This is a genomic window from Dactylosporangium sp. NPDC005572, assembly GCF_040605515.1.
Classification (GTDB): domain Bacteria; phylum Actinomycetota; class Actinomycetes; order Mycobacteriales; family Micromonosporaceae; genus Dactylosporangium.
Window position 1 is genome coordinate 1 of sequence record NZ_JBEXCY010000139.1, and the last position, 23,756, is coordinate 23,756.

General features: G+C 73.3%; 26 protein-coding genes and 1 pseudogene. 14 read left to right on the forward strand and 13 right to left on the reverse strand.

From position 1 onward, the window contains the following. Nucleotides 1-106: 106 nt before the first annotated feature. Nucleotides 107-1,813 carry an FAD-dependent monooxygenase gene (locus ABZS66_RS42325; protein WP_354768056.1) on the reverse strand — a complete coding sequence of 569 codons (1,707 nt, stop codon included), beginning with the start codon at nucleotides 1,811-1,813 and terminating at the stop codon, nucleotides 107-109. Between the two features lie 142 nt (nucleotides 1,814-1,955). Continuing rightward, nucleotides 1,956-2,345, reverse strand: a complete 390-nt coding sequence (locus ABZS66_RS42330) for a hypothetical protein (protein ID WP_354768058.1) — start codon at nucleotides 2,343-2,345, stop codon at nucleotides 1,956-1,958. A 33-nt stretch (nucleotides 2,346-2,378) separates the two neighbouring features. Between ABZS66_RS42330 and ABZS66_RS42335 the strand changes: the two genes are divergently transcribed. Continuing rightward, nucleotides 2,379-3,368 carry a zinc ribbon domain-containing protein gene (locus tag ABZS66_RS42335; protein WP_354768060.1) on the forward strand — a complete coding sequence of 330 codons (990 nt, stop codon included), beginning with the start codon at nucleotides 2,379-2,381 and terminating at the stop codon, nucleotides 3,366-3,368. Here the strand turns inward: ABZS66_RS42335 and ABZS66_RS42340 are convergent. The 5 genes from ABZS66_RS42340 to ABZS66_RS42360 form a co-directional block, all read right to left on the reverse strand. Beyond that, nucleotides 3,356-4,219: a hypothetical protein gene (locus tag ABZS66_RS42340; RefSeq protein ID WP_354768062.1), complete on the reverse strand. Its 864-nt coding sequence runs from the start codon at nucleotides 4,217-4,219 to the stop codon at nucleotides 3,356-3,358. The genes ABZS66_RS42335 and ABZS66_RS42340 overlap by 13 nt on opposite strands. Before the next feature lie 239 nt (nucleotides 4,220-4,458). Continuing rightward, nucleotides 4,459-4,758, reverse strand: coding sequence for a hypothetical protein (locus ABZS66_RS42345; protein ID WP_354768064.1), 300 nt, complete (start codon nucleotides 4,756-4,758; stop codon nucleotides 4,459-4,461). Then, entirely contained in the window at nucleotides 4,755-5,069 is a 315-nt protein-coding gene (trxA, locus tag ABZS66_RS42350) for a thioredoxin (RefSeq protein ID WP_354768066.1), read from the reverse strand. Before trxA ends, ABZS66_RS42345 begins: the two co-directional genes overlap by 4 nt. After that, complete coding sequence (locus tag ABZS66_RS42355; RefSeq protein WP_354768068.1) at nucleotides 5,066-5,425, reverse strand: MerR family transcriptional regulator; 360 nt, start codon at nucleotides 5,423-5,425, stop codon at nucleotides 5,066-5,068. The genes trxA and ABZS66_RS42355 overlap by 4 nt, the downstream gene beginning before the upstream one ends. 40 nt (nucleotides 5,426-5,465) lie before the next feature. Then, entirely contained in the window at nucleotides 5,466-6,362 is an 897-nt protein-coding gene (locus ABZS66_RS42360) for a haloalkane dehalogenase (protein ID WP_354768070.1), read from the reverse strand. Nucleotides 6,363-6,514: 152 nt separating this feature from the next. On the opposite strand from ABZS66_RS42360, the gene ABZS66_RS42365 reads away from it, so the two are divergent. The 3 genes from ABZS66_RS42365 (at nucleotide 6,515) to ABZS66_RS42375 (ending at nucleotide 8,644) form a co-directional block, all read left to right on the forward strand. Next, nucleotides 6,515-7,048, forward strand: coding sequence for a hypothetical protein (locus ABZS66_RS42365; RefSeq protein WP_354768072.1), 534 nt, complete (start codon nucleotides 6,515-6,517; stop codon nucleotides 7,046-7,048). After that, the gene (locus tag ABZS66_RS42370) at nucleotides 7,035-8,147 is read left to right on the forward strand and encodes an MAB_1171c family putative transporter (RefSeq protein WP_354768074.1); all 1,113 of its coding nucleotides are present in this window, start codon (nucleotides 7,035-7,037) and stop codon (nucleotides 8,145-8,147) included. The genes ABZS66_RS42365 and ABZS66_RS42370 overlap by 14 nt, the downstream gene beginning before the upstream one ends. A gap of 92 nt (nucleotides 8,148-8,239) precedes the next feature. Beyond that, nucleotides 8,240-8,644: a helix-turn-helix transcriptional regulator gene (locus ABZS66_RS42375; RefSeq protein ID WP_354768076.1), complete on the forward strand. Its 405-nt coding sequence runs from the start codon at nucleotides 8,240-8,242 to the stop codon at nucleotides 8,642-8,644. Nucleotides 8,645-8,890: 246 nt separating this feature from the next. Here ABZS66_RS42375 and ABZS66_RS42380 read toward each other — a convergent pair whose 3' ends face one another. Further along, the gene (locus ABZS66_RS42380; RefSeq protein ID WP_354768078.1) at nucleotides 8,891-9,376 is read right to left on the reverse strand and encodes an Rrf2 family transcriptional regulator; all 486 of its coding nucleotides are present in this window, start codon (nucleotides 9,374-9,376) and stop codon (nucleotides 8,891-8,893) included. 95 nt (nucleotides 9,377-9,471) lie between these two features. Between ABZS66_RS42380 and ABZS66_RS42385 the strand changes: the two genes are divergently transcribed. Beyond that, nucleotides 9,472-10,227, forward strand: a complete 756-nt coding sequence (locus tag ABZS66_RS42385; protein WP_354768080.1) for an SDR family oxidoreductase — start codon at nucleotides 9,472-9,474, stop codon at nucleotides 10,225-10,227. Nucleotides 10,228-10,325: 98 nt separating this feature from the next. Here ABZS66_RS42385 and ABZS66_RS42390 read toward each other — a convergent pair whose 3' ends face one another. Both ABZS66_RS42390 and ABZS66_RS42395 read right to left on the reverse strand, forming a co-directional pair. Then, nucleotides 10,326-10,979 (reverse strand): response regulator transcription factor, encoded by a 654-nt coding sequence (locus tag ABZS66_RS42390; protein WP_354768082.1) that lies wholly within the window; start codon nucleotides 10,977-10,979, stop codon nucleotides 10,326-10,328. Next, a complete protein-coding gene (locus ABZS66_RS42395) occupies nucleotides 10,976-12,436 on the reverse strand; it encodes a histidine kinase (protein ID WP_354768084.1) in 1,461 nt (486 codons plus the stop codon). Before ABZS66_RS42395 ends, ABZS66_RS42390 begins: the two co-directional genes overlap by 4 nt. A 133-nt stretch (nucleotides 12,437-12,569) precedes the next feature. Between ABZS66_RS42395 and ABZS66_RS42400 the strand changes: the two genes are divergently transcribed. The 5 genes and pseudogenes from ABZS66_RS42400 to ABZS66_RS42420 all read left to right on the forward strand — a co-directional run bounded on the left by ABZS66_RS42400 (nucleotide 12,570) and on the right by ABZS66_RS42420 (nucleotide 16,849). Beyond that, entirely contained in the window at nucleotides 12,570-12,962 is a 393-nt protein-coding gene (locus ABZS66_RS42400) for a hypothetical protein (protein ID WP_354768086.1), read from the forward strand. Further along, nucleotides 12,959-14,440 (forward strand): multicopper oxidase family protein, encoded by a 1,482-nt coding sequence (locus ABZS66_RS42405; protein WP_354768088.1) that lies wholly within the window; start codon nucleotides 12,959-12,961, stop codon nucleotides 14,438-14,440. Before ABZS66_RS42400 ends, ABZS66_RS42405 begins: the two co-directional genes overlap by 4 nt. Before the next feature lie 37 nt (nucleotides 14,441-14,477). Then, a complete protein-coding gene (locus ABZS66_RS42410; protein WP_354768090.1) occupies nucleotides 14,478-15,851 on the forward strand; it encodes a sugar porter family MFS transporter in 1,374 nt (457 codons plus the stop codon). Between the two features lie 190 nt (nucleotides 15,852-16,041). Then, nucleotides 16,042-16,392 (forward strand): annotated as a pseudogene (locus tag ABZS66_RS42415) (SPFH domain-containing protein); the annotation flags it as partial. An 82-nt stretch (nucleotides 16,393-16,474) separates the two neighbouring features. Continuing rightward, nucleotides 16,475-16,849 carry a hypothetical protein gene (locus ABZS66_RS42420; RefSeq protein WP_354768092.1) on the forward strand — a complete coding sequence of 125 codons (375 nt, stop codon included), beginning with the start codon at nucleotides 16,475-16,477 and terminating at the stop codon, nucleotides 16,847-16,849. 30 nt (nucleotides 16,850-16,879) lie between these two features. Here ABZS66_RS42420 and ABZS66_RS42425 read toward each other — a convergent pair whose 3' ends face one another. After that, nucleotides 16,880-18,175: a hypothetical protein gene (locus tag ABZS66_RS42425; RefSeq protein ID WP_354768094.1), complete on the reverse strand. Its 1,296-nt coding sequence runs from the start codon at nucleotides 18,173-18,175 to the stop codon at nucleotides 16,880-16,882. Nucleotides 18,176-18,334: 159 nt separating this feature from the next. Between ABZS66_RS42425 and ABZS66_RS42430 the strand changes: the two genes are divergently transcribed. Beyond that, entirely contained in the window at nucleotides 18,335-18,940 is a 606-nt protein-coding gene (locus tag ABZS66_RS42430; protein WP_354768096.1) for a DUF1707 domain-containing protein, read from the forward strand. A 3-nt stretch (nucleotides 18,941-18,943) separates the two neighbouring features. Here ABZS66_RS42430 and ABZS66_RS42435 read toward each other — a convergent pair whose 3' ends face one another. Further along, on the reverse strand, nucleotides 18,944-19,438 hold the full coding sequence (locus tag ABZS66_RS42435) for a nuclear transport factor 2 family protein (protein ID WP_354768098.1): 495 nt from the start codon (nucleotides 19,436-19,438) through the stop codon (nucleotides 18,944-18,946). A 52-nt stretch (nucleotides 19,439-19,490) separates the two neighbouring features. Between ABZS66_RS42435 and ABZS66_RS42440 the strand changes: the two genes are divergently transcribed. Together ABZS66_RS42440 and ABZS66_RS42445 are read left to right on the forward strand one after the other, a co-directional pair. After that, nucleotides 19,491-20,135 (forward strand): SIMPL domain-containing protein, encoded by a 645-nt coding sequence (locus tag ABZS66_RS42440; protein ID WP_354768100.1) that lies wholly within the window; start codon nucleotides 19,491-19,493, stop codon nucleotides 20,133-20,135. After that, nucleotides 20,132-20,938, forward strand: a complete 807-nt coding sequence (locus ABZS66_RS42445) for a 5'/3'-nucleotidase SurE (protein ID WP_354768102.1) — start codon at nucleotides 20,132-20,134, stop codon at nucleotides 20,936-20,938. Before ABZS66_RS42440 ends, ABZS66_RS42445 begins: the two co-directional genes overlap by 4 nt. Here ABZS66_RS42445 and ABZS66_RS42450 read toward each other — a convergent pair whose 3' ends face one another. After that, nucleotides 20,939-21,751: a siderophore-interacting protein gene (locus ABZS66_RS42450; RefSeq protein ID WP_354768104.1), complete on the reverse strand. Its 813-nt coding sequence runs from the start codon at nucleotides 21,749-21,751 to the stop codon at nucleotides 20,939-20,941. Between the two features lie 210 nt (nucleotides 21,752-21,961). Here ABZS66_RS42450 and ABZS66_RS42455 point away from each other — a divergent pair, with 210 nt between their 5' ends. Beyond that, nucleotides 21,962-23,629, forward strand: coding sequence for an MFS transporter (locus tag ABZS66_RS42455; RefSeq protein WP_354768106.1), 1,668 nt, complete (start codon nucleotides 21,962-21,964; stop codon nucleotides 23,627-23,629). Nucleotides 23,630-23,756 lie beyond the last annotated feature (127 nt).

Below are 23,756 nucleotides of genomic sequence, written 5' to 3' on the forward strand. Positions count from 1 at the left end.
GTCTTCGTGCGCCAATGGCTGCGCTTGGCCGACGGGTTGCTGGAAAGCCGGCGGTGCCACCGTCCGATGACGGTGTTGCCGAGTTCCGGAGTGGTGATCGCGAGTGTCATCGGTCGGGCCCCTTGTCGATGGCGCTTACGTGGATCGAGCGTCTCCTGACGGACGAGCGAGGGCATGACGTATTCACGTGGTCTTCCCTCAGCGCAGTGGTGCCGGCCAGCGAAGATCCGCCGACCACGTGGGTGAGGACGGCGTCCCAGTCGTCCGGCGGCGCCGCCGCGCGCCAGGCAACGTGCTGGTCAGGCCGCACCAGGACGAGCGGACGATCCCAGCTCCGCAGTACTGCCGGATCCCCTGAAGGCAGGTGAGCCATGGGAATGCCGCGTCGCCGGGCCTGGTCGACCAGCCGCCCGCCCACGCCCTCTTCGGTCAGGTCGACCAGGGTGAGTTCCGGCCCCAGCCGGTCGAACAGCTGGGACCCGTCGGCCAGTCGGACGGCCGGGGCCCGTCCACCCGGCCACGTGGTGGGCGTGATGCGGTGGCCGTTGCGGGAGGGTGGCGTCCCCCGGTCGTGCCAGATGACTGCCGATGCGGCGTACTGCCCGGCGAACTGGATGCCCATCGGGTCGAGCCGGTGCGTCTCCTGATGCAGCACGCCGGCCAGGAACTCCCGCGACGCCCCGGCCGCGGCGAGCCGGCCGAAGCGGCGCCGGGTCTCCAGCGCGCGGGCCAGCAGCTCGCGGTCCATGAGGGCGCGCGGGCGGCGCTCCAGCTCGTAGCTGGCCAGCAGGCCCGGCCCGCCCCACCCGTGCAGCACGGCGGCGAGCTTCCAGCCGAGGTCGACGGCGTCGCCGATGCTCGTGTCGGCGTTGTCGGTGACGGGGTGGAACCGGTGCGCGGCCTCGCCGACCAGGAAGACGGGCCCGCGCCGGTACAGCGTGGCGACCGCGAGCGAGTCGTCCCACTGCGTGACCCCGAGAACCTCCGGCTTGGCGAGGGCGGCGCCGAGCCGGCTGCGTAACATCGCCACCGGGTCGGTGGTGAGCGGCTCGTCCGCGCCGACGGGCAGCTGCCCGACCCAGCCGTTGCGCTCGTCGCGCGCCACGAGCGTCAGCCCGCCGACGACGATCGTCGACAGCGCCCGCCCGCGCGGATGCAGGTGCGGGTCCTCGCTGCGGAAGTACACCGAGCAGTGCGGCGCCGGCGCCCCCAGCTGCTCCATCGGCACGTCGAGGCTGCGCCGCACGGTGCTCTGCGCGCCGTCGCAGCCGGCGACGTACCGCGCCTCGACCGTGTGCCGGACCCCGCCGCGCACGTCGAGCACGCTCGCGGCCACGCCGTCCTCGTCGACCCGCAGCCCGGTGAACGTCCACCCCTCGCGCAGCTCGATGAGCGGATGGTCGCGCACCGCATCGCGCAGCCGCTTGGCCAGCCGCGCGCCCGGCACCCGCAGGTGCAGCTCGGCGGGCGCGCTACCGTCGTTGACCTGCGCGTACCGGCCGCGGAGCTGGTTCACCGACGGGTAGTGCGAGACGAGCACGGGCGGCTGGTCGAGCCCCTGCCGCCACTCGTAGTCGCTGGGGGAGTCCGGATCGACGCCGAGCTCCCGGACCGCCCCGGCGAGCCCGAGCCGCCGCAGCAGCTCCATGCTGCGCCCGGTGAGCAGGTCGAGGTCTGGATGCTTCGGCTCGGTGAGCGACCGCTCGACGACCAGGCACCCGACGCCGTGGTGTGCCAGCTCCAGCGCGAGGACCGCCCCGACCACGCCGGCCCCGACGACGAGCACCTCGGTCCGCAGTGACGACGCTGCCACCGGCCTCCCCCAATCCCCGATCGACACAGCCCTCATGCTCGTCGGGGGTTGGGGTGCCGCACATCACGGCAATACGTGGTTTCCCGCTGATTTCCCGGGTGTACCGCTGGAAGGCCGCCGCTCGGCGACGTACGTCAGCGCCTCACTCCCGGGAGGCACGCACCGCCGTGACCACGGCGGCCAGGATGTTGATGAGCCCGGACACGATGAGCGACCCGGCCGAGAACCCGACCTTCCCGGTGTTCACGGACGCGAGCAGGAGCGCGTACCCCGAGCAGATGGCGGCCGGCACCAGCAGCCCGAGCGCCACGGCCCGGCTCCGCTCGAACCTCCGCCACACGAGCACGGCGAGCCCGAGGTACGTGACCCCGGTGAGCACGGCCAACCACCCGGCCAGCGCCCCGGCCGCAGTGGGGTCGACCCCGTAGTGGTCGAGCTGGTCCCGGGCGTCGAAGATCCGAAACCCGAGCCACCCGAAGAGCAACCCGGCAATGACCGCCGTCCACACCAGCCGCCCGCTCGCCTCCGTCATATCGACGATCGTAGAGGCACGTAGATTCACGCGGTGAGCAGTATTCCCGCCGAGGCCGCGCGGGTCCGCGACCCCGGCCTGCCGCTGCGGCGCCGGCTGCTCGCGCTGCGCGAGTGCGTGCTGCACTTCGCGCCGTACGGCTTCCGCGCCACCTGGCACCACCTGGTGGTCGCCGCCGGCATCCCGGTCCGGCTGGCCGACGACCCCGCCGCGCTGGTACGGGCCGTCGACGAGCTCGAGGAGGCGCGGCAGCTGTGGCGCACTGAGGCGATGGCCTTCGCGTCACGCCGCCTCCGGGAGAAGGCAGCCGGCCGGCGGCAGCCGCGCCGCGACGACGCCTGGCGCTCCTGCTGGGCACTGGCGTTCTGCCCGGACCCGGAGACGCACCCCCGGGAGCGCCTCGCGGCCGTGGTGCGTCGTCTGATCATGGTGTACCGCAGCGGCGGCGGCCCGGCGGACGTGTGCCCTGCCTGCGGGACCCGGCGTGCGGCCCTGCCCTGCCCTGCGTGCGGCGCCTGCCCGCTCGGCGCCCGGCCACTCGCCGCCCCGGCCCACGGGCTGCCCTGGGAGCTGATCTGGCACCGGGCAGTGCGGCGGGAGACGACGGTGGGCGGCGGGGACATCGACCAGTTCCGGGTGGAGTTCACGCCCGCGAGCACCGACGGCCGCTTCGGGGTCTTCCAGCTGTACGTGCGCGGCACCGCGCTGGGCGACGCCACGACGACCGCGCTCCTCCCGCATCTGGGGACGGTGCGCGCCTTGTGCGATACCGCCGAATCCGCCGGGTCACGGGGACCGGAGCCGCTCGTGCTGGGCGACACGTTCGACCACCTGGACGTGACGCTGGAGACCGACGAGCGCGACATGATCTTCGAGTTCGCCACCCGGTCCGCGTGGGGCGAGCCACCGGCGTGGGCGCCGTGGCCCGGGCGGAGGCTGCGCCGGGTGGCGCGGCGGTCGGAGGTGATCCGCGCATGGCGCGAGGCGGAGCCGCTGCTGCGGCGGTTCGGTCAGGTCTCGTAGGGGTCCCAGTGGGCCGCGTACCGCAGCAGCGACCGTGCCAGGTCCGGGTGCGCCGCGGCCCAGCGCGTGTCGAAGAGGAACCACTGGTCGAAGCCGAAGAAGTTGTCGATGTACCGCGCGACCTGCGCGATGTGCGGCCGCACCGCGAGCCGCGACGCGAGGGGCAGCGTGTCGCGGGTCGTGCCCGGCACCGGGTGGTAGCCCGCCAGCCAGAGGTACCGCTCCATCGCCGGCCCGATGCCGTCGTCGCCGGGCCTGACCAGGTCACGCAGCAGCCGCACGTCCCGCCGGTCGTCCCCATCGAGGTCGTCGAGGTGCCCGGCCAGGTCCGGCAGGCTCACGCCGGGGAAGACCACGGCACCCGTCAGGTCCAGGTTCGTTCCGGTGCCGATGTGCTCCCAGCTGATGCGCACCGAGTACACCGCGTCCGCCTCCGCGTCGGTGGCGTCGCCGGGCAGCGGCCAGGTGTCGTGCAGCAGGTACGCGACCCGGTCGGGCGCCGGGTCCTCCAGGAAGTAGTAGGCGAGGTCCACCTCGTCGTCGTCGGTCCGCACCCGCAGCCCGTGCTCGTCGAGCCGGATGAAGCCCTCGTCGCCCTCGACCCAGAGGTACTCGTGCAGCAGCGACCGCAGCTCGTCGACGCTCTCCGGCTTCGGCAGGCGCCGCTCCTGGGCCTCCTCGAAGACCGACTCCAGCCCGTAGACGTCGCCGCCCAGCTCGCTCGCGATCCACTCGTCGGGATCGGCGCAGTCCCACCCCCGCCGGAACCAGTCGAGCACCGTGGCGTCGGCCAGCCGCACGACCCGCTTGCTGAACGGCGACTCCTCACGCCACCGGCACACGAACTCCACGCCGCTCAGCTTGGCAGCATCGTGCGCGCGACGTGGTCCCCGCGCGGCTCGCCGACCATCGCGAACCCGGATCGGCCGACGTCGGCAGGTCCCGGGACAGGTCGACCCGGCCGGCGACCCGAGCGTCCGCCGGGCCGCCGATCTCCGCACGCTTCACGCCGGTCAGCGTGGGGCCGCCTGTAGAGTGCCCCGCTCCGCCCGCGTCCCGCCGACGGTCGCCTCGTACGCCGTCGATGCGGTCAGAGCAGGTCGAAGAGCGTCTCGATCCGGGCGGCCAGGACCGCGTCGATGGCGCCCTTCACCTGGATGCTGACCACGCTGCCGCCGTCGGACCGGGCGAGGGACACCAGCAGGGACGGCGTGCCCGACAGCGGGTAGCTGAACCAGCGGTCGGGATCGTCGTCGTCATCCGTGTCGTCGAGGGCGCCCGTCAGCGCCGCCTCGTCCAGGTGGTCGTAGGCGTAGCCGATGTACCGGCTGACGTGTTCGAGGAACGGGACGAGGTTGTCCTCGAACACCCAGCCGTCGATCGTGCTCATAACGCCGCGTCGAGTTGTTCCTTGAGCTTGGACTTCGGGCGGGCGCCCACGACCTGGGAGACCACCTCGCCTCCACGGAAGACCGTCAGGGTGGGCATCGACAGGACGCCGTAGCGGCGGACCGTCTCCGGGTTGTGGTCGGCGTCGAGCTTGACGATCTTCGCGCGGCCCTCGTACTCGTGGGAAAGCTCGTCCAGCACCGGCGCGATCCGGTGGCACGGAGGACACCACTCCGCCCAGAAGTCCACCAGGACCGGCACGTCGCTGGCGAGCACCTCGTCGGCGAAGGTCTGGTCGGTCACGGCCCTCATTGTTCCTCCTCCATTGCCTGGTCGAGTTCGCGGCGCACGAGGTCGCGGGCGGCCTGCAGCTGGGCGATGCAGCTGTCCAGGTCGGCGAGCTTCCGGCTGAGCACCTCGATCGACGCCGGGCACTCGGCGCCGGACGCGCGGCCGGAGCGCAGGCACTCGACGAACGGGCGGGTGTCCTCCAGGTTGAAGCCGATGTCGAGCAGCGAACGGATCTCCCGCACGAGCCGGAGGTCGCGTTCGTCGTACTCGCGGTAGCCGTTGGTGGTCCGCCGGGCCTGGATCAGCCCGTGCTGCTCGTAGTAGCGCAGCGACCGGGCGCTCGTCCCGGCCCGCTCCGCCAGCTCCCCGATGCGCATGCAGCAACGGTAGACCTTGACGCCGGCGTCAAGGCCAGCGTCAGCGGGCGGCGACGAACGTCACGATCGCCTCGGCCAGCCGCTCCCCCGCGTCCTCCTGCAGGAAGTGACCGGCGCCGGTGATCGTCGGGTGGTCCACGTCCGCCGCGCCCGGCATCGTCGAGCGCAGCACCGGGGCCATTCCGGCGGTGATCGGGTCGCCGTCGCTGAACGCCACCAGGAACGGCAGGTCGAGCCCGCTCAGCCGCTCCCACGCGGCGCGGTTCGCCGCGCTGGCCGGGTCGTCGAGCGACGTCGGCACCAGGCCGGGCATCGCCCGCGGGCCGGCCTTGAACGACTCGTCCGGGAACGGCGCGTCGTAGGCGGCGAGCACCTCGGGCGCGAGCTCGGTGCGGCAGCCTGCCCGCACCATCCGCGCGATGTCGAGCTCGGGCGCCGACCGCACCGCGTCGCGGAAGCGTAACCACACGTCGGGCATCCGGTAGGCGCCGGTCGGCAGGCCGGTGTTGGCGGCCACCACCCGGGCGAAGCGCTCCGGGTGCTCGGCGACGAGCCGCAGGCCGATCAGGCCGCCCCAGTCCTGGCCGACGAGCGTGACGCCGGTCAGGCCGAGCACCTCGAACGCGAACCGGCGGACCCACTCGACGTGCCGCGCGTAGCTGTGGTCGCCGATCTCCGCCGGCTTGTCGGAGCGGCCGAACCCGATCAGGTCGGGCACGATCGCCCGCAGCCCGGCGGCGACGAGGATCGGGATGAGCTTGCGATACAGGAACGACCAGCTCGGCTCCCCGTGCAGCAACAGCACGGGAGGGCCGGCGGCCGGGCCGTCCTCGACCCAGGCCATGCGCAGGCCGTCGCCCACGTCGGCATACCGCGGGACATAGGGAAAGTCGGGCAGGCCGGCGAACCGTTCGTCCGGGGTTCGCAGCGTTCTCATGGCGGCCACGGTACCGAAGGGGGCGTACCACTCGCGGCGACTCGGAGACCGCAGCGCGCACCGTCGCCGCCATCTCACGCCGTGTCATCGACACACCTCGCGAACCCGGCCGGCGGAACCGAGCGACTAGGCTTCGGCCAGGGGGAGGATCGATGCGTCTGAAGAAGCTCGAGCGTGAGTGCCGGCGGCTGCTGGCCGGCTTCGACGTGCCGCAGCCGTTCGACCTCGACGCGTTCGTCGCCGACATCGCCACGCGGCGCGGCCGGCCCATGCACCTGCACCCGCTGCCCGGGCCGCACGCCGAGGGCGCGCCCTGCGGGCTGTGGCTGGCGACCGAGCAGGCCGACCACGTCTTCTATGCCGCCGGCACCGGGCGCCTGCACCAGCAGCACATCATCCTGCACGAGATCGGGCACGTGCTGTGCGACCACGTCGCGCCCGGGCTGGAGCCCGACGACGCCACCGCGCTGCTGCTGCCCGACCTCGACCCGGCCACGGTCGCCCGGGTCCTGCACCGCTCCTCCTACACGGCACCCCAGGAGCAGATCGCCGAGATGATCGCGACGATGATCAACGAGCGGGCGCTCAACGACTACGTGCGCCGGCCCGACGACCCGCTGCTCGGCCGCCTGCACGAGGCGCTGGCCGAGCCGGCCCGCCGGACGGAGCGCCGTGGACCCCGTTGACTACCTGGAGTTCACCGTCCTGGCGCTGCTGTGGGGCTTCACGATCTGGCGGTTCACCCGCAAGCAGACCCCGCTGGGCAAGGCGGTGCGGCTGGTCGCCCTGCTGATCACGATCTCCTTCACGATCAACCGCCGCGAGCTCTCCTACTGGACCGACCAGGTCCTGCATGTGGCCGACATCTCGGTACCGCTGAAGAACCTCGCGACCGTCGGCGCCTCAGCCGGCATGGTGCACATCGTCGGCCTGATGTCGCCCGACCCCGAGCGGCACAGACGGCTGCGCGCGTGGACCTATGCACTGCTGGCCGCGATGTCGGCGGCGATGGTGGTGCTGTTCCTGCTCGCGCCGCGCCGGATGGAGCGGTGGGACTTCGTGTACGAGCAGGCGGGCACGCCGATCGTCACCGCCTATGCCTGCCTGACCCAGCTCGGGCTCGCGGTCGGCCTGGCGTGCGCGATCGCGCTGTTCCGGCCGGGTGGCCGGCGGGCGGCGCCGGGCGCGCTGCGCACCGGCCTGCGGCTGCTGAGCGCCGGCGCGATCGTGGGCCTGCTGTTCATGCTCAACCGGATCGCGTTCCAGGTCACCAACGCGGCCGGCTGGTCGTTCTGGGACAGCCCGGTCTTCACCGCGCTCTCACGCATCCTGCTGGCGTCGATGCTGCTGCTGTTCGGCGCGGGCGCGGCGGTGCCGGCGTTCGGCGGGCTGCGCCGCTGGCTGTCGCACTACCTGGCGCTGCAGCGACTGAGACCGATGTGGCAGGAGCTGACGACGGCGGTGCCCGGCGTCGTGCTGGGCGAGCGGCCCGGCCGCGTGGAGGAGCTGTTCGCGTTCGGGAGCTTGGAGCTTCGCCTCTACCGCCGCATCATCGAGATCCGTGACGCCCAGTGGCAGCTGTCCGGCGGCGCCGGCGGCCCACCGGCCCCGATGGGCACACACGATGTGGACGGCGAGGTCCGCGAACTGCTGGCGTCGCAACGCGCCCAGCGCACCGCGGCCCCGCCGGTCGCACCCCTCCCGGCACCGCCGGCCGCGCGAAGCGTTGTGGCCACCCCCGTTGCATCCCCCGGCCACAACGACCCGCCCGACCATCCCCGGTGAGTCAACTGACGTTTATGGGCCCCCCGCCCCCATAAATCTCAGTTAATGTGGAGGCTTCCACCGCGAGGGTGGGATTGTCAAGGGTTGATGCCATGACCGACATGACACTGGCGGCCAAGCTGGACCGCCTGTTTCGCACCGTGCACCCCGCCGGTCGCGCGGAGTACACGTATGAGGAGGTCGCGACCGCCATCCGCGACCGCGGCGTGATGATTTCCCACACCTACATCTGGCAGTTACGCAAGGGCGCCCGCGACAACCCGACCAAGCGCCACCTCGAGGCCCTGGCCGACTTCTTCGGCGTCAACCCGGCCTACTTCCTCGACGACGAGGCCGCGGCGAGGATCGACGGCCAACTGGAGCTCCTGGCCGCGCTGCGCGACAATGCCGTGCGCACCGTCGCCCTCCGGGCCGCGGGCCTGTCCGCCCCGAGCCTGGAGGCGATCCAGGGCATGATCGAGCAGGCCCGCAAGATCGAGGGCCTCCCACCCAGCTGAGGCCGCGAGCGAGCCAACGCACGACACGACCTGATCGGGGCCAACTGGAGGGCGGCGCCGCGGGCCGTGGCGTAAGTGAGCAGGTCGTCGATCAGGCGGCGCATCCACTCGACGCCCGCGCGGATGCGAGCGACCGGTTACCGGGCGCCAAACGGACGTACCCACTGCGAGCCATCCGGTCCCCCGGCCGGGTGGTCCGGCCGGGACGTACGAGGCAAGCTGACGTTCCGTAGTGGCGTGCGTACGCTAGATCGGGTGGTCGCTCCCGAGCCACTCGCGGATGCCGGCGAACACGCCGGGGCCGTAGTCGCCGGTCACGCTGCGGGCCAGGTCGGCGATCGTCACCCCGCGCAGCGCGGCCCGCCAGGCCTCGTCGGCCGCCGCCATCGCCCGCGAGATCGCGCACGGGGCCGTGCAGGCCTCGGCCGGGGTCGCGAGCGGGCCCCGCTGGCGGATCTCCGTGCAGACGAACGCGGGCGCGGCCCCGTCGACCGCCTCGACCACGTCCAGGACGGTGATTTGCTCGGCCGCGCGGGTAAGCGCATAGCCGCCGGCGTGGCCCTGCACCGACTGGACCAGGCCGGCCCGCGACAGCGCCTGGAGCTGCTTGGCCAGGTAGCTGGGCGAGACGTCGTGCAGCTCGGCGAGGCGGGCGGCCGGCACCGGATGCTCCGCGGCGGTGAGCACCACGCAGCAGTGCAGCGCCCACTCGACACCGCCGGACATCTTCATCGTCACATCGTACTTGACTCGGACACATGCTGTCCGAGTAGAGTCGACCCGGACAACAGATATCCGAGTTACTGAACAGGCTCCTGGAGGGCATCGTGAAGATCGTGGTCATCGGCGGTACCGGACTCATCGGCTCCAAGCTCGTGCAGCTGCTGCGGACAGCGGGCCACGAGGCCGTGCCCGCCTCGCCGGCCACCGGGGTCAACACCATCACCGGCGAGGGACTGGCCGACGCGCTGGCGGGCGCCGACGTCGTGGTCGACGTGGCGAACTCCCCCTCGTTCGAGGACCACGCGGTGCTGGAGTTCTTCCAGACCTCGGGCAAGAACCTGCTCACCGCCGAGGCGGAGGCCGGCGTGGGCCACCACGTCGCGCTGTCGATCGTCGGCACCGACCGGGCTCCCGACAGCGGATACCTGCGGGCGAAGGTGGCGCAGGAGGCGCTCGTCAAGGACGCCGGGGTCCCGTACACGATCGTGCGGGCCACCCAGTTCTTCGAGTTCGCCGGCGCGATCGCCCAGTCGGCCCGCACCGCCGACGGCTACCACGTCTCCCCCGGCGCGATGCAGCCCATCGCCGCCGCGGAGGTGTCGGCCACCCTGGCCGACGTGGCCCCGTCGGCGCCGCTGAACGGGACCGTCGACCTGGCCGGCCCGGAGCGGTTCTCCCACGCCGAGTTCGTGCGGCGCTGGCTGGAGGCGACCGAGGGCCCGGACGCGGCGCGCCAGACGCGGATCGACCCGCAGGCGCGGTACTTCGGCACTCGCCTGGACGACACCACCATCGTCCCCACCGGCCCCGCCCGCCTCGGCACCATCACGTTCGCCCAGTGGCTGGCCGCCCGCGGCTGAGCCGCGTCCCGCCCGACGTCGCCACCGCGGCGCCGCACAGCCCTACGGCACGACCAGGCCCGACCCGTTCGACGTCGCCACCGCGGCGCCGCACAGCCTTACGGCACGACCAGGCCCGACTCGTAGGCGAAGACGACGAGCTGGGCCCGGTCGCGGGCGTGCAGCTTGGTCATCGCCCGGCTCACGTGGGTCTTGGCGGTGGCCAGGCTGATGAGCATCCGGCCGGCGATCTCGTCGTTGGACAGGCCGCGGGCGGCCAGGGTGACGACCTCGCGCTCCCGGTTGGTCAGCGAGGCCAGCGCGGCGCCCATGGGCGCGCGGGGCGGGCGGGCGACGAACTCGCCGATGAGCCGGCGGGTGATCGCCGGGGACAGCAGCGCGTCGCCGCGGGCGGCCACCCGCACCCCGTGCAGTAGGTCCTCCGGCTCGGTGTCCTTCACCATGAAGCCGGCGGCGCCCGCACGCAGCGCCGCATACACATACTCGTCCAGGCCGTAGTTGGTCAGGATGACCACGTGCGTGCCGGACAGCGCCGGGTCGGCGGCGATGCGGCGGGTCGCCTCGATGCCGTCGAGCCCGGGCATCTGGATGTCGACGAGGGCGACGTCGGGGTGCAGCTCGGCGGCGAGCTCGACCCCGCGCCCGCCGTCGGCCGCCTCGCCGACGACCTCGAACTCGTCCTCGGCGTCGAGCAGCGCCCGGAACCCGGCCCGGATGAGCGCCTGGTCGTCGACGAGCAGCACCCGGATCACGCCGCCACCACGGGCAGGGTCGCGCTGACCGTGAACCCGCCCTCCGGGCGCGGGCCCGCGTGCAGCGACCCGCCGAGCGCGGTCACCCGCTCGTGCATGCCGGTGAGGCCCAGCCCCCGCCGGAGCGGCGCGGCGGCGCCACTGTCACCAGCCCCGCGGTCGGCGACGCGGGTGCCGGCCACACCGACACCCGCCGCGCCACTACTGGCAGCACCGCCGTCGGCGGCGGTGCTGCCGGCCACACCGACACCGGCCGCGCCACCGCCGGCACCCGCGCTGCCGGCCGCACCGGTGCCGGCCACACCGACACCCGCACCGACAACCGCTCCGCCACTACCGACCACACCACTACCGACCACACCACTGCCGGCCACACCACTGCCGGCTGCGTCACCAACGGCCGCATCAACCGCATCAATACCCGCCGCGCCACTACCCGCCGCGCCACTGGCGGCGACGCCACGGCCGGTGTCGTCGACCCGTACGGTGAGCGCCTCCTCGCCGTAGCCGAGGTGGACCGCCGCCGTGGCTGGGCCGGCGTGCCGGGACACGTTGGTGAGGGCCTCCTGGACGATGCGGTAGGCAGCGCCGTCAACCGGGCCGGGCAGCGCTCGCGGCTCGCCGTCGACGTGGACGGTGACCGGCAGCCCGGCCCGGCGGGCGCCGTCGACCAGCGCGTCGAGGCGGGCCAGCCCCGACTCGGGCGCGTCGCCGCGCAGCACCTCCAGGGTGTCGCGCAGCTCGCGCATCGCGTCGCCGCTGGCCTGCTGGATCGCCACCAGCGCGGCCGGGACCGGCTCCTCGCGCCGGCGGGCCAAGTGCACGGCGACGCCGGCCTGCACCTTGATGATGGAGATGCTGTGGGTCAGCGAGTCGTGCAGCTCGCGGGCGATGCGTAACCGCTCCTCGTCGGCCCGGCGACGGGCGGTCTCCTCCCGGGTGCGCTCCGCGTCGGCGGCCCGCTGCTCGACCTCGTCGAGATAGGCGCGGTGCTGGCGGAACACCTCGCCGAGCACGCTCGCCGCGACCATCCAGCCGATGAGCAGGAACCAGCGCTGGAACAGGTCGGGCGGCGGCGCACCGGCCGACCGCAGCAGCTCCCCGGCGAAGCCCAGGACGAGGATCGCCGCGATCGTCACGCCGGCCGTGAGCCGGTGCCCGGCCCGGACCACGGTATAGAGGGCGACCATCGCCGGCACGGCCGGCGCCACACCCGGATAGCCGGCGACGAGATAGCCCACGAGGCACGCCGCGGCGACCACCAGCACCGGCCGCGGGAAACGGGTGCGCAGCGCGAGCGGCAGCGCGCCGCCGAGCAGCAGCAGGGCAGCGCCGGCGTCGAACGGCAGCCGGGCGGGCGGCGCGGCGATCCCGCCGACCAGCGCGACCAGCGCCACGGCCACGGCGAGCGCCGCGTCGCGCCTCCAGTGCGGCAGCCGCCGCCAACGACGAACCATGCGCCGACGGTAGCCGCTCGCCGCGCGAACCACGTCGGACCCAGGTCTGACTCGCGACTACAACCAGCGTGGTAGTCGCGGACCAACCACGGTCCGATGTGCCGGAGCGCCGCGAGGGGCACCGTGTCCAGACATGAGATCCCACACGTTGCTGCGCGGCACGACCGCCGTGCTCGCCGTCCTGGCCGTCGTCCAGGTCGGGTTCGCCGGCAGCTTCCTCAGCGGCCACTACCCGCCGCTGCGCTGGCACAGCCTCACCGGCATCACCATGGTCGCCGTGGCCCTGGTCCAGGCCGTCGTCGTCCTGCTGCCCGGCCGGCGCGACCGACCCCGGTCGATCCTCGTCGGCGGCCTGATCCTGCCGTTCGTGCTGGCCGCCCAGGGCGCCCTCGGCATGACACGCATCCTGGGCCTGCACGTGCCGATCGGCGTGTTCATGGTGATCGGCACCCTCCGCCTGGCCGCGTGGGCATGGGGGACGACACCGAACCCGAGCGCGTCAAAGGCCGAAGAGGTCGCGGCATGAAGCGGCGCGCGTTCCTCGGCCTCGGCGCGGCAGCGGTCGCGGCCGGCGCCGGCTGGGCCCTGCTGCGCCCCGCCTCCCCCGGCCGCCTGCTGCGCAGCACGGCCCCGCTGCCGCCGCGCTTCCAGGCCCGCCTGCCGATCCCGGCGACGAGACAGGGCAGCGACATCAGGATCGTGCAGCGCGAGGCCGACCTCGACATCCTGCCCGGCCTGAAGACCCGCGGCTGGACCTACGACGGCACGTTCCCCGGCCCGACCATCGTCTCCCGCAGCGGCACCCCGACCGTCGTCACGCACCGCAACGAGCTGCCCGAGCCGACGGTGGTCCACCTGCACGGCGGCCACACGCCGGCGGAGAGCGACGGCTACCCGATCGACCTGCTGCTGCCGGTCGACGGCGGAAACGGCGGCGCAGACGGCGGAGGAAACGGCCAACAGCACCACGGCGACATGATGGTGGGCGCCACGGCGACCGGCGAGCGCGCCTACCGCTACCCGATGCGGCAGCGCGCGGCGACGCTCTGGTATCACGACCACCGCATGGGGGCCACCGCCCCGGCGGTGTGGCGCGGGCTGGCGGGCTTCCACCTGGTGCGGGACGACGAGGAGGACGCGCTCCCGCTGCCCACGGGCGATCATGACGTACCCCTGATGATCGCGGATCGCAGCTTCGCCGAGGACGGCTCGTTCCGCTACACCGCCGACCACGTCGAGGGTGTGCTGGGCGACGTCGTGCTGGTCAACGGCGCGCCGTGGCCGGTCCTGGAGGTGGCGCCGGTGCGGTACCGGCTGCGGATCCTCAACGCGTCGAACGCCCGCCGCTACCGGCTGGCCCTCGACCCGCCGCCGCCCGGCGGTGACCCCTTCACGCAGGTCGGCAGCGACGGCGGCCTGCTCGCCGCCCCGGTCACGCACGACGTCGTCGACGCCGCGCCGGCCGAGCGGTTCGACGTGGTCGTCGACTTCGCGCGGTGGCGGCCCGGCACCCGGGTCCGGTTGGTCGACCGGCTGGCGGGCCTCGACGTGATGCGTTTCGACGTGACCGGCGCGCGGCAGGCGGACGGCAGCGCGGTGCCGGCCGTGCTGAGCCGCACCCTGGAGCCGCTCGGGCCGCCGAAGCGCACCCGCACGTTCCGGTTCCGGCAGTCGGCCGACGGCACCTGGACCATCAACGACGAGGCCTACCGGCCGGGGCGGGCCCTGGCCAACCCGCGGCTCGGCGAGGTGGAGCGATGGCGGTTCCTCACCGACTTCCACCATCCGGTCCACCTGCATCTCGACCCCTTCCAGGTGCTGTCGCGCAACGGGCGCGGCGCCTCGCGGTACGACATGGGATGGAAGGACACCGTGGACGTCCGGCCCGCCGAGGCGGTCGAGGTGGCGGTGCGGTTCACCGACCACACCGGGACCTTCCTGCTGCACTGCCACAACCTGGAGCACGAGGACATGGCGATGATGGCGGACTTCACGGTGGAGTGACGGGCATGGGCTCCGGCGGGCGGGGTAGCCCGCCGCAATGGCCGGATACCCCGCCGCGGACCGCTTCCGTGGGACCGCCGTCACCGTCAACTGGTCGATCCTGGGCCCGGCGCTCGTCGCCGCGCTCGGTGGCTTCCTCTTCGGATACGACACCGGGGTCATCTCGGCCGCCCTGCTGTACCTCAGCGTCGCCTTCGGCCTGTCGAGCACGATGCAGGAGGTGGTGGTCGCGGCGCTGCTGCTGGGCGCCATCGTCGGCGTGATGGGCGGCGGGCCGCTCGTGGACCGGTTCGGCCGGCGCCGGCTGCTCATCGTGTCGGCGGCGGTGTTCTGCCTGGGCGCGCTCGCGTCGGCGTTCACCCCGAACCCGCAGGTGCTGGTCGCCGCCCGGTTCGTGCTGGGCCTCGCGATCGGCACGTCGTCGCTGGTGGTGCCCACCTACATCGCCGAGATGGCGCCCCGGCAGGTGCGCGGCCGGCTGGTGTCCCTGCAGCAGCTGATGATCACGGTGGGCATTTTCGTGTCGTACCTCGTGGGCTTCGCATTCTCGTCGTCGGCCGGCTGGCGGTGGATGCTGGGCCTGGCGGTGGTCCCGGCGGCGGCGATGCTGCTGGGCCTGCTGGCCCTGGCCGAGAGCCCGCGGTGGCTGCTGGCCCGCGGCCGCGACGACGAGGCCCGCGCCGTCATGCTGCGCTCGCGCGGCCCGCGGGAGGCCGACGAGGAGCTGGCCGAGATCCGCGCGATCAGCGCGGCCGAGCGTGACCTGTCGTTCCGTGACGTGTTCACCCGCAAGCTGCGCCCGGCCGTGCTGCTCGGCGTGGCGGTCGCCGCGACGAACCAGCTCGTCGGGGTCAACGCGGTCATCTACTACACGCCGACGCTGCTGACCCGGGCCGGGTTCGGCGACTCCGCGGCGCTGCTGTCGACCGTCGGCATCGGGCTGGTGAACATGCTCGTGACGATCGCCGCGCTGCTGGCGATCGACCGGGTCGGCCGCCGCCCGCTGCTGCTGGGGGGAACCGCCGTCGTCGTGGCGTGCCTGGCTGTCCTCGGCGGGCTGTACCTGCTGCCGAGCCAGACCGGCGCGGCCGGCATCGCGCTCGTCGTGGTGCTGTGCGTGTACATCGCCGCGTTCGCCGGCAGCCTCGGCGTCGGCATCTGGCTCATCAACAGCGAGATCTTCCCGACCGCGGTGCGCGGCAAGGCGGCCGGCGCGGGCACGGTCACCCACTGGTCGCTCGACTTCCTCATCTCGCTGACCGTGCTGACCACGATCTCGCTGTTCACCGCGACCGGCCTCTTCTGGATCTACGGGGTGTTCGGCGTGCTCGGCTTCCTCTACCTGTACCGCAACCTGCCGGAGACGAAGGGGCGGAGCCTGGAGGACATCGAGCAGGCCCTGCGCGGCTGAATATCGATTGTCCTGCGCCGCGCCGGCTGGGATCGTCAGTGGCGGCCCCGGCGGCTTCAGAAGCCAAGCGCCCACGCAGGCGACGCACTGGCGTTCACACCAAGCTCGTCGTCTACCTTCCCGGCGACCGATCCCTTCACATCGGATCCGCTACGGGGCCACCCTTTCCTTTTTGCGGAGGTGTGCCCCCATGAGCCGGCATCACGTCATCGTGCGCAGCACGCATCGCGGCCTGCGGTACGTCGACGGACGGTTCGACGCCCTGCTGGAGCCGGGCCGCTACGAGGTGCCGCCGGTCAAGCGGTTCCTGCGCGCCCCCGGCCCGCGTGTCGAGATCATGCACGTCGACATGCGCCAGCGCGAGTTCACCATCAAGGGCCAGGAGATCCTGACCGCCGACAAGGTGGCCGTGCGGGTCAGCATCATCACGCAGTACCGCGTGACGGACGCGGTCGCGGCGGTCGAGCGGGTCGAGGGCTACGAGGACCGCCTCTACAGCGACGTCCAGCTGGCCGCGCGCCGCTCCCTGGCGTCGATGACCCTGGAGGCCATCCTCACCAACCGCAACCAGCTCAGCGAGGACATCCTGCGCGACGTCGAAGTCGATCGCCACCGGCTACGGCGTGGAGATCCTCCGCGCCGACGTGAAGGACCTGGCCTTCCCCGGCAACCTCCAGGACATCATGAACCGGGTGCTGGCCGCGGAGCGGCTGGCCGAGGCCCAGCTGGTCGAGGCGCGCACGAAGGCCGAGCGCGAGGCCCTGGAGGCGACGGCCCGTGCCGACACCACCCGCCTGGCGGCGCAGGCCGACGCGGACGCGCAGCGCATCCGGGCCGACGCCGAGGTCGACGCCCTGAACCGCCGCTCGGCGGCCGCCGCTGCCTACGCGCAGCACCCGGCCCTGCTGCGGCTGCGCGAGCTGGAGACCCTGGGCGCGCTGAGCGCCAACCCGGCGGCCCGGCTGTACATCGGCTTCGACAAGCACATGGAGGACTGACCGGGGCCGAGCGGCCCCGGTCAGCCGAGGTCAGGCGTGCTCGGGGGTCGCCTCCGCCGGGGCGGCGACCGCCGCCGGGTGCGGGTGCTGGTGCTGGTCGCGCGGGGCCGGGACGCCGTTCTCCGGGTGGACGGCCTCGGCGGCCGGGCGAACCGGGATCTTCGGGTACTCACCCGTGTCGGCGCCGCCCGCCGCGGCGGCCATGACGGCGGCCGCGGCCAGGTCGGCGACGCGCTTGGCCTCGCGCTGGACGCGGGCGCGGACCTCCTTGGCGTGCCGCTCGGCCGAGTCGGCGGCCTGGCGGGCGTGCTCGAGGCGGGTCAGCTCGCTGGCCAGGTTCTGCTTGACCTCGGTAAGCCGCTGCTGGAGCTGGGTGACCTCGCGGCTGAGCGCGGTGCCCTCCCGGCGGGCCTCGCCGAGCTGCTGCTGCGTGGCCTCGAACTCGGTCTGCAGCTGCGTGAGCGCCTTCTGGCGGGCCTGGATGTCCTGCTGGACGATGGTGAGCTGCTGCTGGGCGGTCGCGGCCTGCTCGTCGGCGCGCTTGCGCATGTCGGACGAGTACTTCTGGGCCTCGGCGTGCAGCGCCGCGCTCTTCTGGTCGGCGACGTTGCGCTGGTGGGTGATCTCGCGGTCGACGGTGGCGCGCAGTTCGGTCAGCTCACGGTCGGCGGCGCCGCGCACCTCCTCGAGCTCCCGCTGGGCGGTGGCCTTCATCTGGGCCAGCTCCTGGGCGGCCTGCGCCCGGCCGGCCTTGACCTCCTGCAGGACCTGCTGGCGGGCGGCCTCGGCGAGCGCGTCGGCCTCGGCGCGGGTCTTCTCGAGGTGCTGGATGCTCTCCTCGTTGATCCGCTTGGCCTCCTGCTCGGAACGCTCGTGCGCGGCCTCGCCGTCGGAGATGAGCTTGTCGGCGCGCTCCCGCGCCTCCTTGAGCAGCTTCTCCGACTCGGCCTGGTGCTCGGCCGCCTTCTGCTCGGTCTGCTCGATGATCAGCCCGGCCTGCTTCTCGGCGAGGGCCAGGATCTGGTCGACCATCGGGCCGAGGTGGCGGAACGAGGCGCGGTCGACCCGGGCCGGCCGCGAGCTGGCCTCGGCCAGCTCGGCCTGCGCGTGCTTCAGCTGCGCGCTGAGGTCCTGGAGCTGGGCCGAGAGGTCCTGGGCCTGGCCGACGACCCGCTTGCGCTCCTGGGTGAGCGCCGAGACCTGCCGCTCGACCTGCATGAGGTGCGAGTCGACCTGCTTTTTGTCGTAGCCGCGGACGACGATCGAGAAGTCGGGCCGTGGCCCGGACGTGTCACGTTGGGTGAGCAGCTCCCCGCCGTGGGACATGGGCCATCCTCCATACGATCGGGAAGGGTGTGACGTCAGCGGTTCACATCCAAATCGCTGCGGAGTCCTGGCGCAAGTCACGTCACGGTACGTGTCGCATCATCAACCGTGAGTGGATGGGATCCACGCGAATCGGCCGCGACAACTAGGCTGCTGCCCATGGTCGATCCCAAGCAGCTGCGCGCGTCCGACAACGACCGCGAGCGGGTGGCCGAGGTGCTGCGGGCGGCGGCCGCGGAAGGGCGGCTCGACCTCGACGAGGTCGACGAGCGGCTGCACGCGGTCTACGCGGCGCGCACCTACGCCGAACTGGAGCCGCTCACCGCGGACCTGCCCGCGCCGTCGTCCGCGCCGGTGCCGATGGACGGGGTGCCGCCCGCGCCGGGCGAGGTGCGGCAGGCCGAGTCGGCGGTCGCGCTGATGAGCGCCTTCACCCGGCGCGGCCCGTGGATCGCGCCGCGCCGGTTCAACTGCCTGGCGTTCTGGGGCGGCGGCACGATCGACCTGCGCGAGGCGCGGATGCTGCACGGCGAGATGCGCATCCGGGCGCTCGCCATCATGGGCGGCGTCACGGTGATCGTGCCCGAGGACGCCGAGGTGCACGTGACCGGCACCGGCGTGATGGGCGGCTTCGACCACCACGCCGCCGGCGCCGGCCGGCCCGGCGCGCCCCGCATCGTCGTGACGGGCTTCGCCTTCTGGGGCGGCGTCACGGTCCGGCGCCGGTCCCGCAAGCAGCGCAAGCTCACCAGCGACGACGACTGAGGCTCAGGCCCGCGCCGCCACCTGGTAGTCGTGCAGCGCCACCGGGTCGTCGAGGCTGCCGTGGTGGTGGATCTGCCGCCACCGTTCGTGGCGGGGGTGCCACGTGAAGTACCGGCTGGTCCGGAACTCCATCGGCACCCGCTCACCCTCGGCGTTCGTGTAGTGGCCCAGCTCCCGCCCGGCGAACATGGCGGCCCCCGGCGTCCAGTAGGTGGCGGCGTCGGTGAACGTGATCTCCAGCTGCATTCCGCTCTCGAACAGGTGGCGGTACAGCTCGACGATCGCCGGGCCGGACCGCACGATGCCCCCGACCGGGTTGTCCACCTGGGTCAGGTCGTCGTCGGACCAGATCTGGGCGAGCACGTCGAGGTCGCCGTGGTTGAGCGCGTAGTAGAAGGTCTCCAGCGCCGCGATTGCCCCGTCGGCGGTCTCCGCCGCGGTGTCGGCCAGCCGGTTGCGGCTGTGCGGGCCGAAGTCGTAGTCGACGAGATCAGACACGCCAGGACCGTAGCCCCGGATCGGGTGAGGGGCCGTCACTAGGCTGGGGCGCATGACGACGGTGGCGGTGCGCGGTGAGTGGGTGCAGGAGGTCGAGCCGGAGCTCGCCGAGTTCCGGGTGGTCGTCACCGCCCGCGACAAGGACCGGCAGACGACCCTGACCCGGCTGCGCGAGCGGACGGACGCATTGCGGCAGCTCCTCGACCGCCACGCCGAGGCCGTCGAGCGGCGCGAGACGAGCGGGCTGTACGTGCACCCGGAGACGAAACGGGGCGAGAAGGTCACCGCGTACCACGGCAGCGTGACGACGACCGTCGTCGTGCACGACTTCGCGGCCCTCGGCGAGCTCATGCTCTCCCTCGCCGACCAGGACCAGACCCAGGTCCACGGCCCCACCTGGACGCTGCGCCCGGACAGCCCGGTGTACCGCGAGGCCCGCAAGGCGGCCATCGGCGAGGCGATCGCCCGCGCGAAGGAGTACGCGGCGACGCTCGGCGCGCAGGTCACCGAGTTGCTGGAGCTGTCCGACCCGGGCGTCGGGCGCAGCTCCGAGCCGACGCCGATGTTCCAGTCGTTCTACGGCAGCGCGAAGGCCCGCGGCGGCGGGGCACCCGACCTCCAGCTCGACCCGGAGCGGCAGCGCGTCACCGCCGCCGTCGAGGCCCGGTTCACCATCACCGCGCCGGACCTCGGATGACCCGGATCGTCGTCACCAACGACGACGGTGTCGCCGCGCCCGGCATCCGGGCCCTCGCCCGGGCCGCCCGCGACCTGGGCCACGACGTCGTGGTCGCCGCGCCGCACGCCGAGGCGAGCGGGATGAGCGCCGCGCTGTCCGCGATGACCGAGAACGGGCGGATCGTCGTCGCCCCGGTCGAGCTCGACGGGCTGCCCGGCGTGCCGGCGTTCGGGGTGGCCGCCTCGCCCGCGTACATCGCCGTGCTCGCCGCGCTCGGGGCGTTCGGCCCGCCGCCCGGGCTGCTGCTGTCGGGCATCAACCGGGGCGCCAACGCCGGCCACGCCGTGCTGCACTCGGGCACCGTCGGCGCCGCGCTGACCGCCGCCAACCACGGCATCAGCGCGCTCGCGGTGTCGCTGGACGTGCTCACCCCGACCACCGGCAGCAGCGCCACCGGCGGCGCGGCCGTAACCGACCTCGACCGGGTCGACGACGAGACCCGGCACTGGGCGACCGCCGCCGGCCTCGCCGGCCGGCTGCTGCCGTGGCTGGAGCGGGCGTCCGCCGGTACCGTGCTGAACCTCAACGTCCCCGACCGGCCCGCGGCCGCCGGGCTGCGGACCGCGACCATGGCGCCGTTCGGCCAGGTCCAGATGGCGCTCGCCGAGTCGGGCGCGGGATTCGTCCGTACCGTGGTCGAGGCGCACGGCCCCCGCGCCGTGCCCGGCAGCGACCTGGCCTGGCTCGCCGAGGGCTACGCCACGGTCACGGCGATCCGGCCGCCGGCCGAGGACCCGGGCGTCGACCTGCCGGCGCAGTGATCAGGCGGCCGGCTCCTGCTCGGCCTCGATCCGGGCGTTCCACTCCCGCTTCGAGGCCTGCCAGCCGTCCTCGTCGTGGCCGAGCCGCCAGTAGCCCGAGATGGACAGGCGCTCGCGCGGCACCGAGCGCTCGACCCTGAGGTACCGCCGGAGCTCCTTGACGAAGGAGGCCTCGCCGTGGACGAAGGCGTGCACGCCCTCCTGCCAGGGCAGCGCGAGCACCGCCGGGACGAGCGCGCTGCCGACCGCCGCGCCGCCGCGGTGCAGCCAGGTCACGCCCTTGACGTCCTGCTCGTCCGCCGGCCCCTCGATCTCCACCAGCGCGGTGTGGGCGGCGCCGTCGGGCAGCCGCTCGAGGGCCGCGGCGATGGCCGGCAGCGCGCTCTCGTCGCCCGCCAGCAGGTGCCAGGCGGCCGCCGGGTCGGGCGCGTACCCGCCGCCGGGGCCGCCGAAGTGCAGCACGTCGCCCGGCTGCGCGCGCACCGACCAGCGGGCCGCCAGGCCGACGTCGCCGTGCAGCACGAAGTCGAGGGCCAGTTCCCGCGCGACCGGGTCCCACGAGCGCACCGAGTAGGTGCGGGTGACCGGCCACTGCTCGCGCGGCATCGTGGCGCGGATGTGGCCGGGGTCGAACGGCTCGGGGTACGTCACGCCGGCCGCCGGGAACAGCAACTTGACGTAGTGGTCCGTGAACGCTCCGGCGTCGAACTCGGCGAGCCCGTCGCCGCCGAGCACCACGCGCTGCATGTGCGGCGTCAGCCGCTCGGTGCGCAGCACCCGCCCGGTGTGGACCCGCCGTTGCCGTTCCGTCATGTGCCCAGCCTACGACCCCCGCCGGGGCGTGGTGATCAGCAGAGGCGGCAGACATAGCTTGCGCGGTTCGCCGGTACGCGGTCCTCGTTACCCTCTGTGTGTGAACCTTCCGGTCACACCGCACGGGACCACGACTGACCGACACGCTCGGTCACCGATCATGCCCCCTGGATGAGGACGGCACGGGGCCGGGGCGTGGACAGTGGGCGGATGGCGGACCGCGGCGGATGGCCGGTGCTGTCGAACACGACCGTCGGCATGCTGCTGGCCACCGTCAACGCCTCCATCGTGATCATCTCGCTGCCGGCCATCTTCAACGGGATACACCTGGATCCCCTGGCTCGCGGGAACGTCGGTTATCTGCTGTGGATGCTGATGGGCTACATGCTCGTCACCGCGGTCCTGGTCGTCAGCCTGGGCCGGCTGGGCGACCTCTACGGCAAGGTGCGCGTCTACAACGCCGGGTTCGCGGTGTTCACGGCCGCGTCCGTCGCGCTGGCGCTCACGCCGTTCGAGGACGAGGCCGGGGCGCTGTGGCTCATCGGCTGGCGGCTCGCCCAGGGCGTCGGCGGGGCGATGCTCATGGCCAACTCGACCGCCATCATCACCGACGCGTTCCCGCCCCACCGCCGCGGCACCGCGCTCGGGGTGAACCAGGTCGCCGGGCTGGCCGGCACGTTCATCGGGCTGGTGCTCGGCGGCGTGCTGTCGGCGTGGCACTGGCGGGCCATCTTCTGGGTGAGCGTGGTGGTCGGCGCGGCCGGCACCTGGTGGTCCTACCGCAACCTGCGGGAGCGCTCGCCCCGCCGCGGCGACGTGCGGATCGACTGGGCGGGCAACGTCACCTTCGCGACCGGGCTGACGATCCTGCTGGCCTCCGTCACCTACGGGATCCAGCCGTACCGCGGCCGCACCGAGGGCTGGACGAACCCCCTCGTCGCCGGCGGGCTGGTCGTGGGGGCTGGGCTGCTCGCCGCGTTCTGCGTCATCGAGACGCGGGTCCGCGACCCGATGTTCAACCTGCGCCTCTTCCGCGTCCAGGCGTTCTGGGCCGGCAACCTGGCGACCCTGTTCAACGCCATCGCCCGCGGCGGGCTCCAGTTCATGCTCATCATCTGGCTCCAGGGCATCTGGCTGCCGCTGCACGGGTACGACTTCGCCGAGACCCCGCTGTGGGCCGGCATCTACCTGCTGCCGCTCACCCTCGGCTTCGTCGTGGCCGGCCCGCTGTCGGGGCACCTGTCCGACCGGTACGGCGCCCGGCTCTTCGCCACCGGCGGGCTGCTCGTCATGGCGGCCAGCTTCGTCGGCCTGCTGCTGCTCCCGGTCAACTTCGCCTACCCGGGCTTCGCGCTGCTGCTGGCGGTGAACGGCATCGGCTCCGGCCTGTTCTCGGCACCGAACACCACGGCGGTGATGAACTCGGTCCCGGCCGCTGAGCGCGGCGCCGCGTCGGGCATCCGGGCGACGTTCCAGAACACCGGCATGGTGCTGTCGATCGGCGTGTTCTTCTCGCTGCTCGTCGCCGGCCTGTCCAACTCCCTGCCGGCCACGCTGCGCACCGACCTGACGGCCCGCGGCGTCCCCCCGCCGGCCGCCGACGCGGTGGCGGCCGTGCCACCGGTCGAGCTGATGTTCTCGGCGTTCCTGGGCGTCAACCCGCTCGGCACGCTGCTGCAGGCCGCGGGCGTCCTCGACACCCTGCCGGCCGGGACGGTGCAGGCCCTGACCGACCGGATGTTCCTGCCGCGGCTGCTGTCCGGCCCGTTCCACGACGGCTTGACGGTGGTGTTCGTCCTGGCCGCCGCCCTGTCGGTCGCGGCGGCGGTCGTGTCGCTCTTCCGCGGCGGCATCTACATCCACGACGAGGACACGTAGCTCACGCCGGCGAGCGCGGCCGGCACCGGCCGCTCGCGGGCGCCGCCGTCGATGAGGGCCGCGACCTTCACGACTGCCGGGGTACCCCCACCGGGTGAGCACCAATCGTCCCGGATTCCAAGGCCCG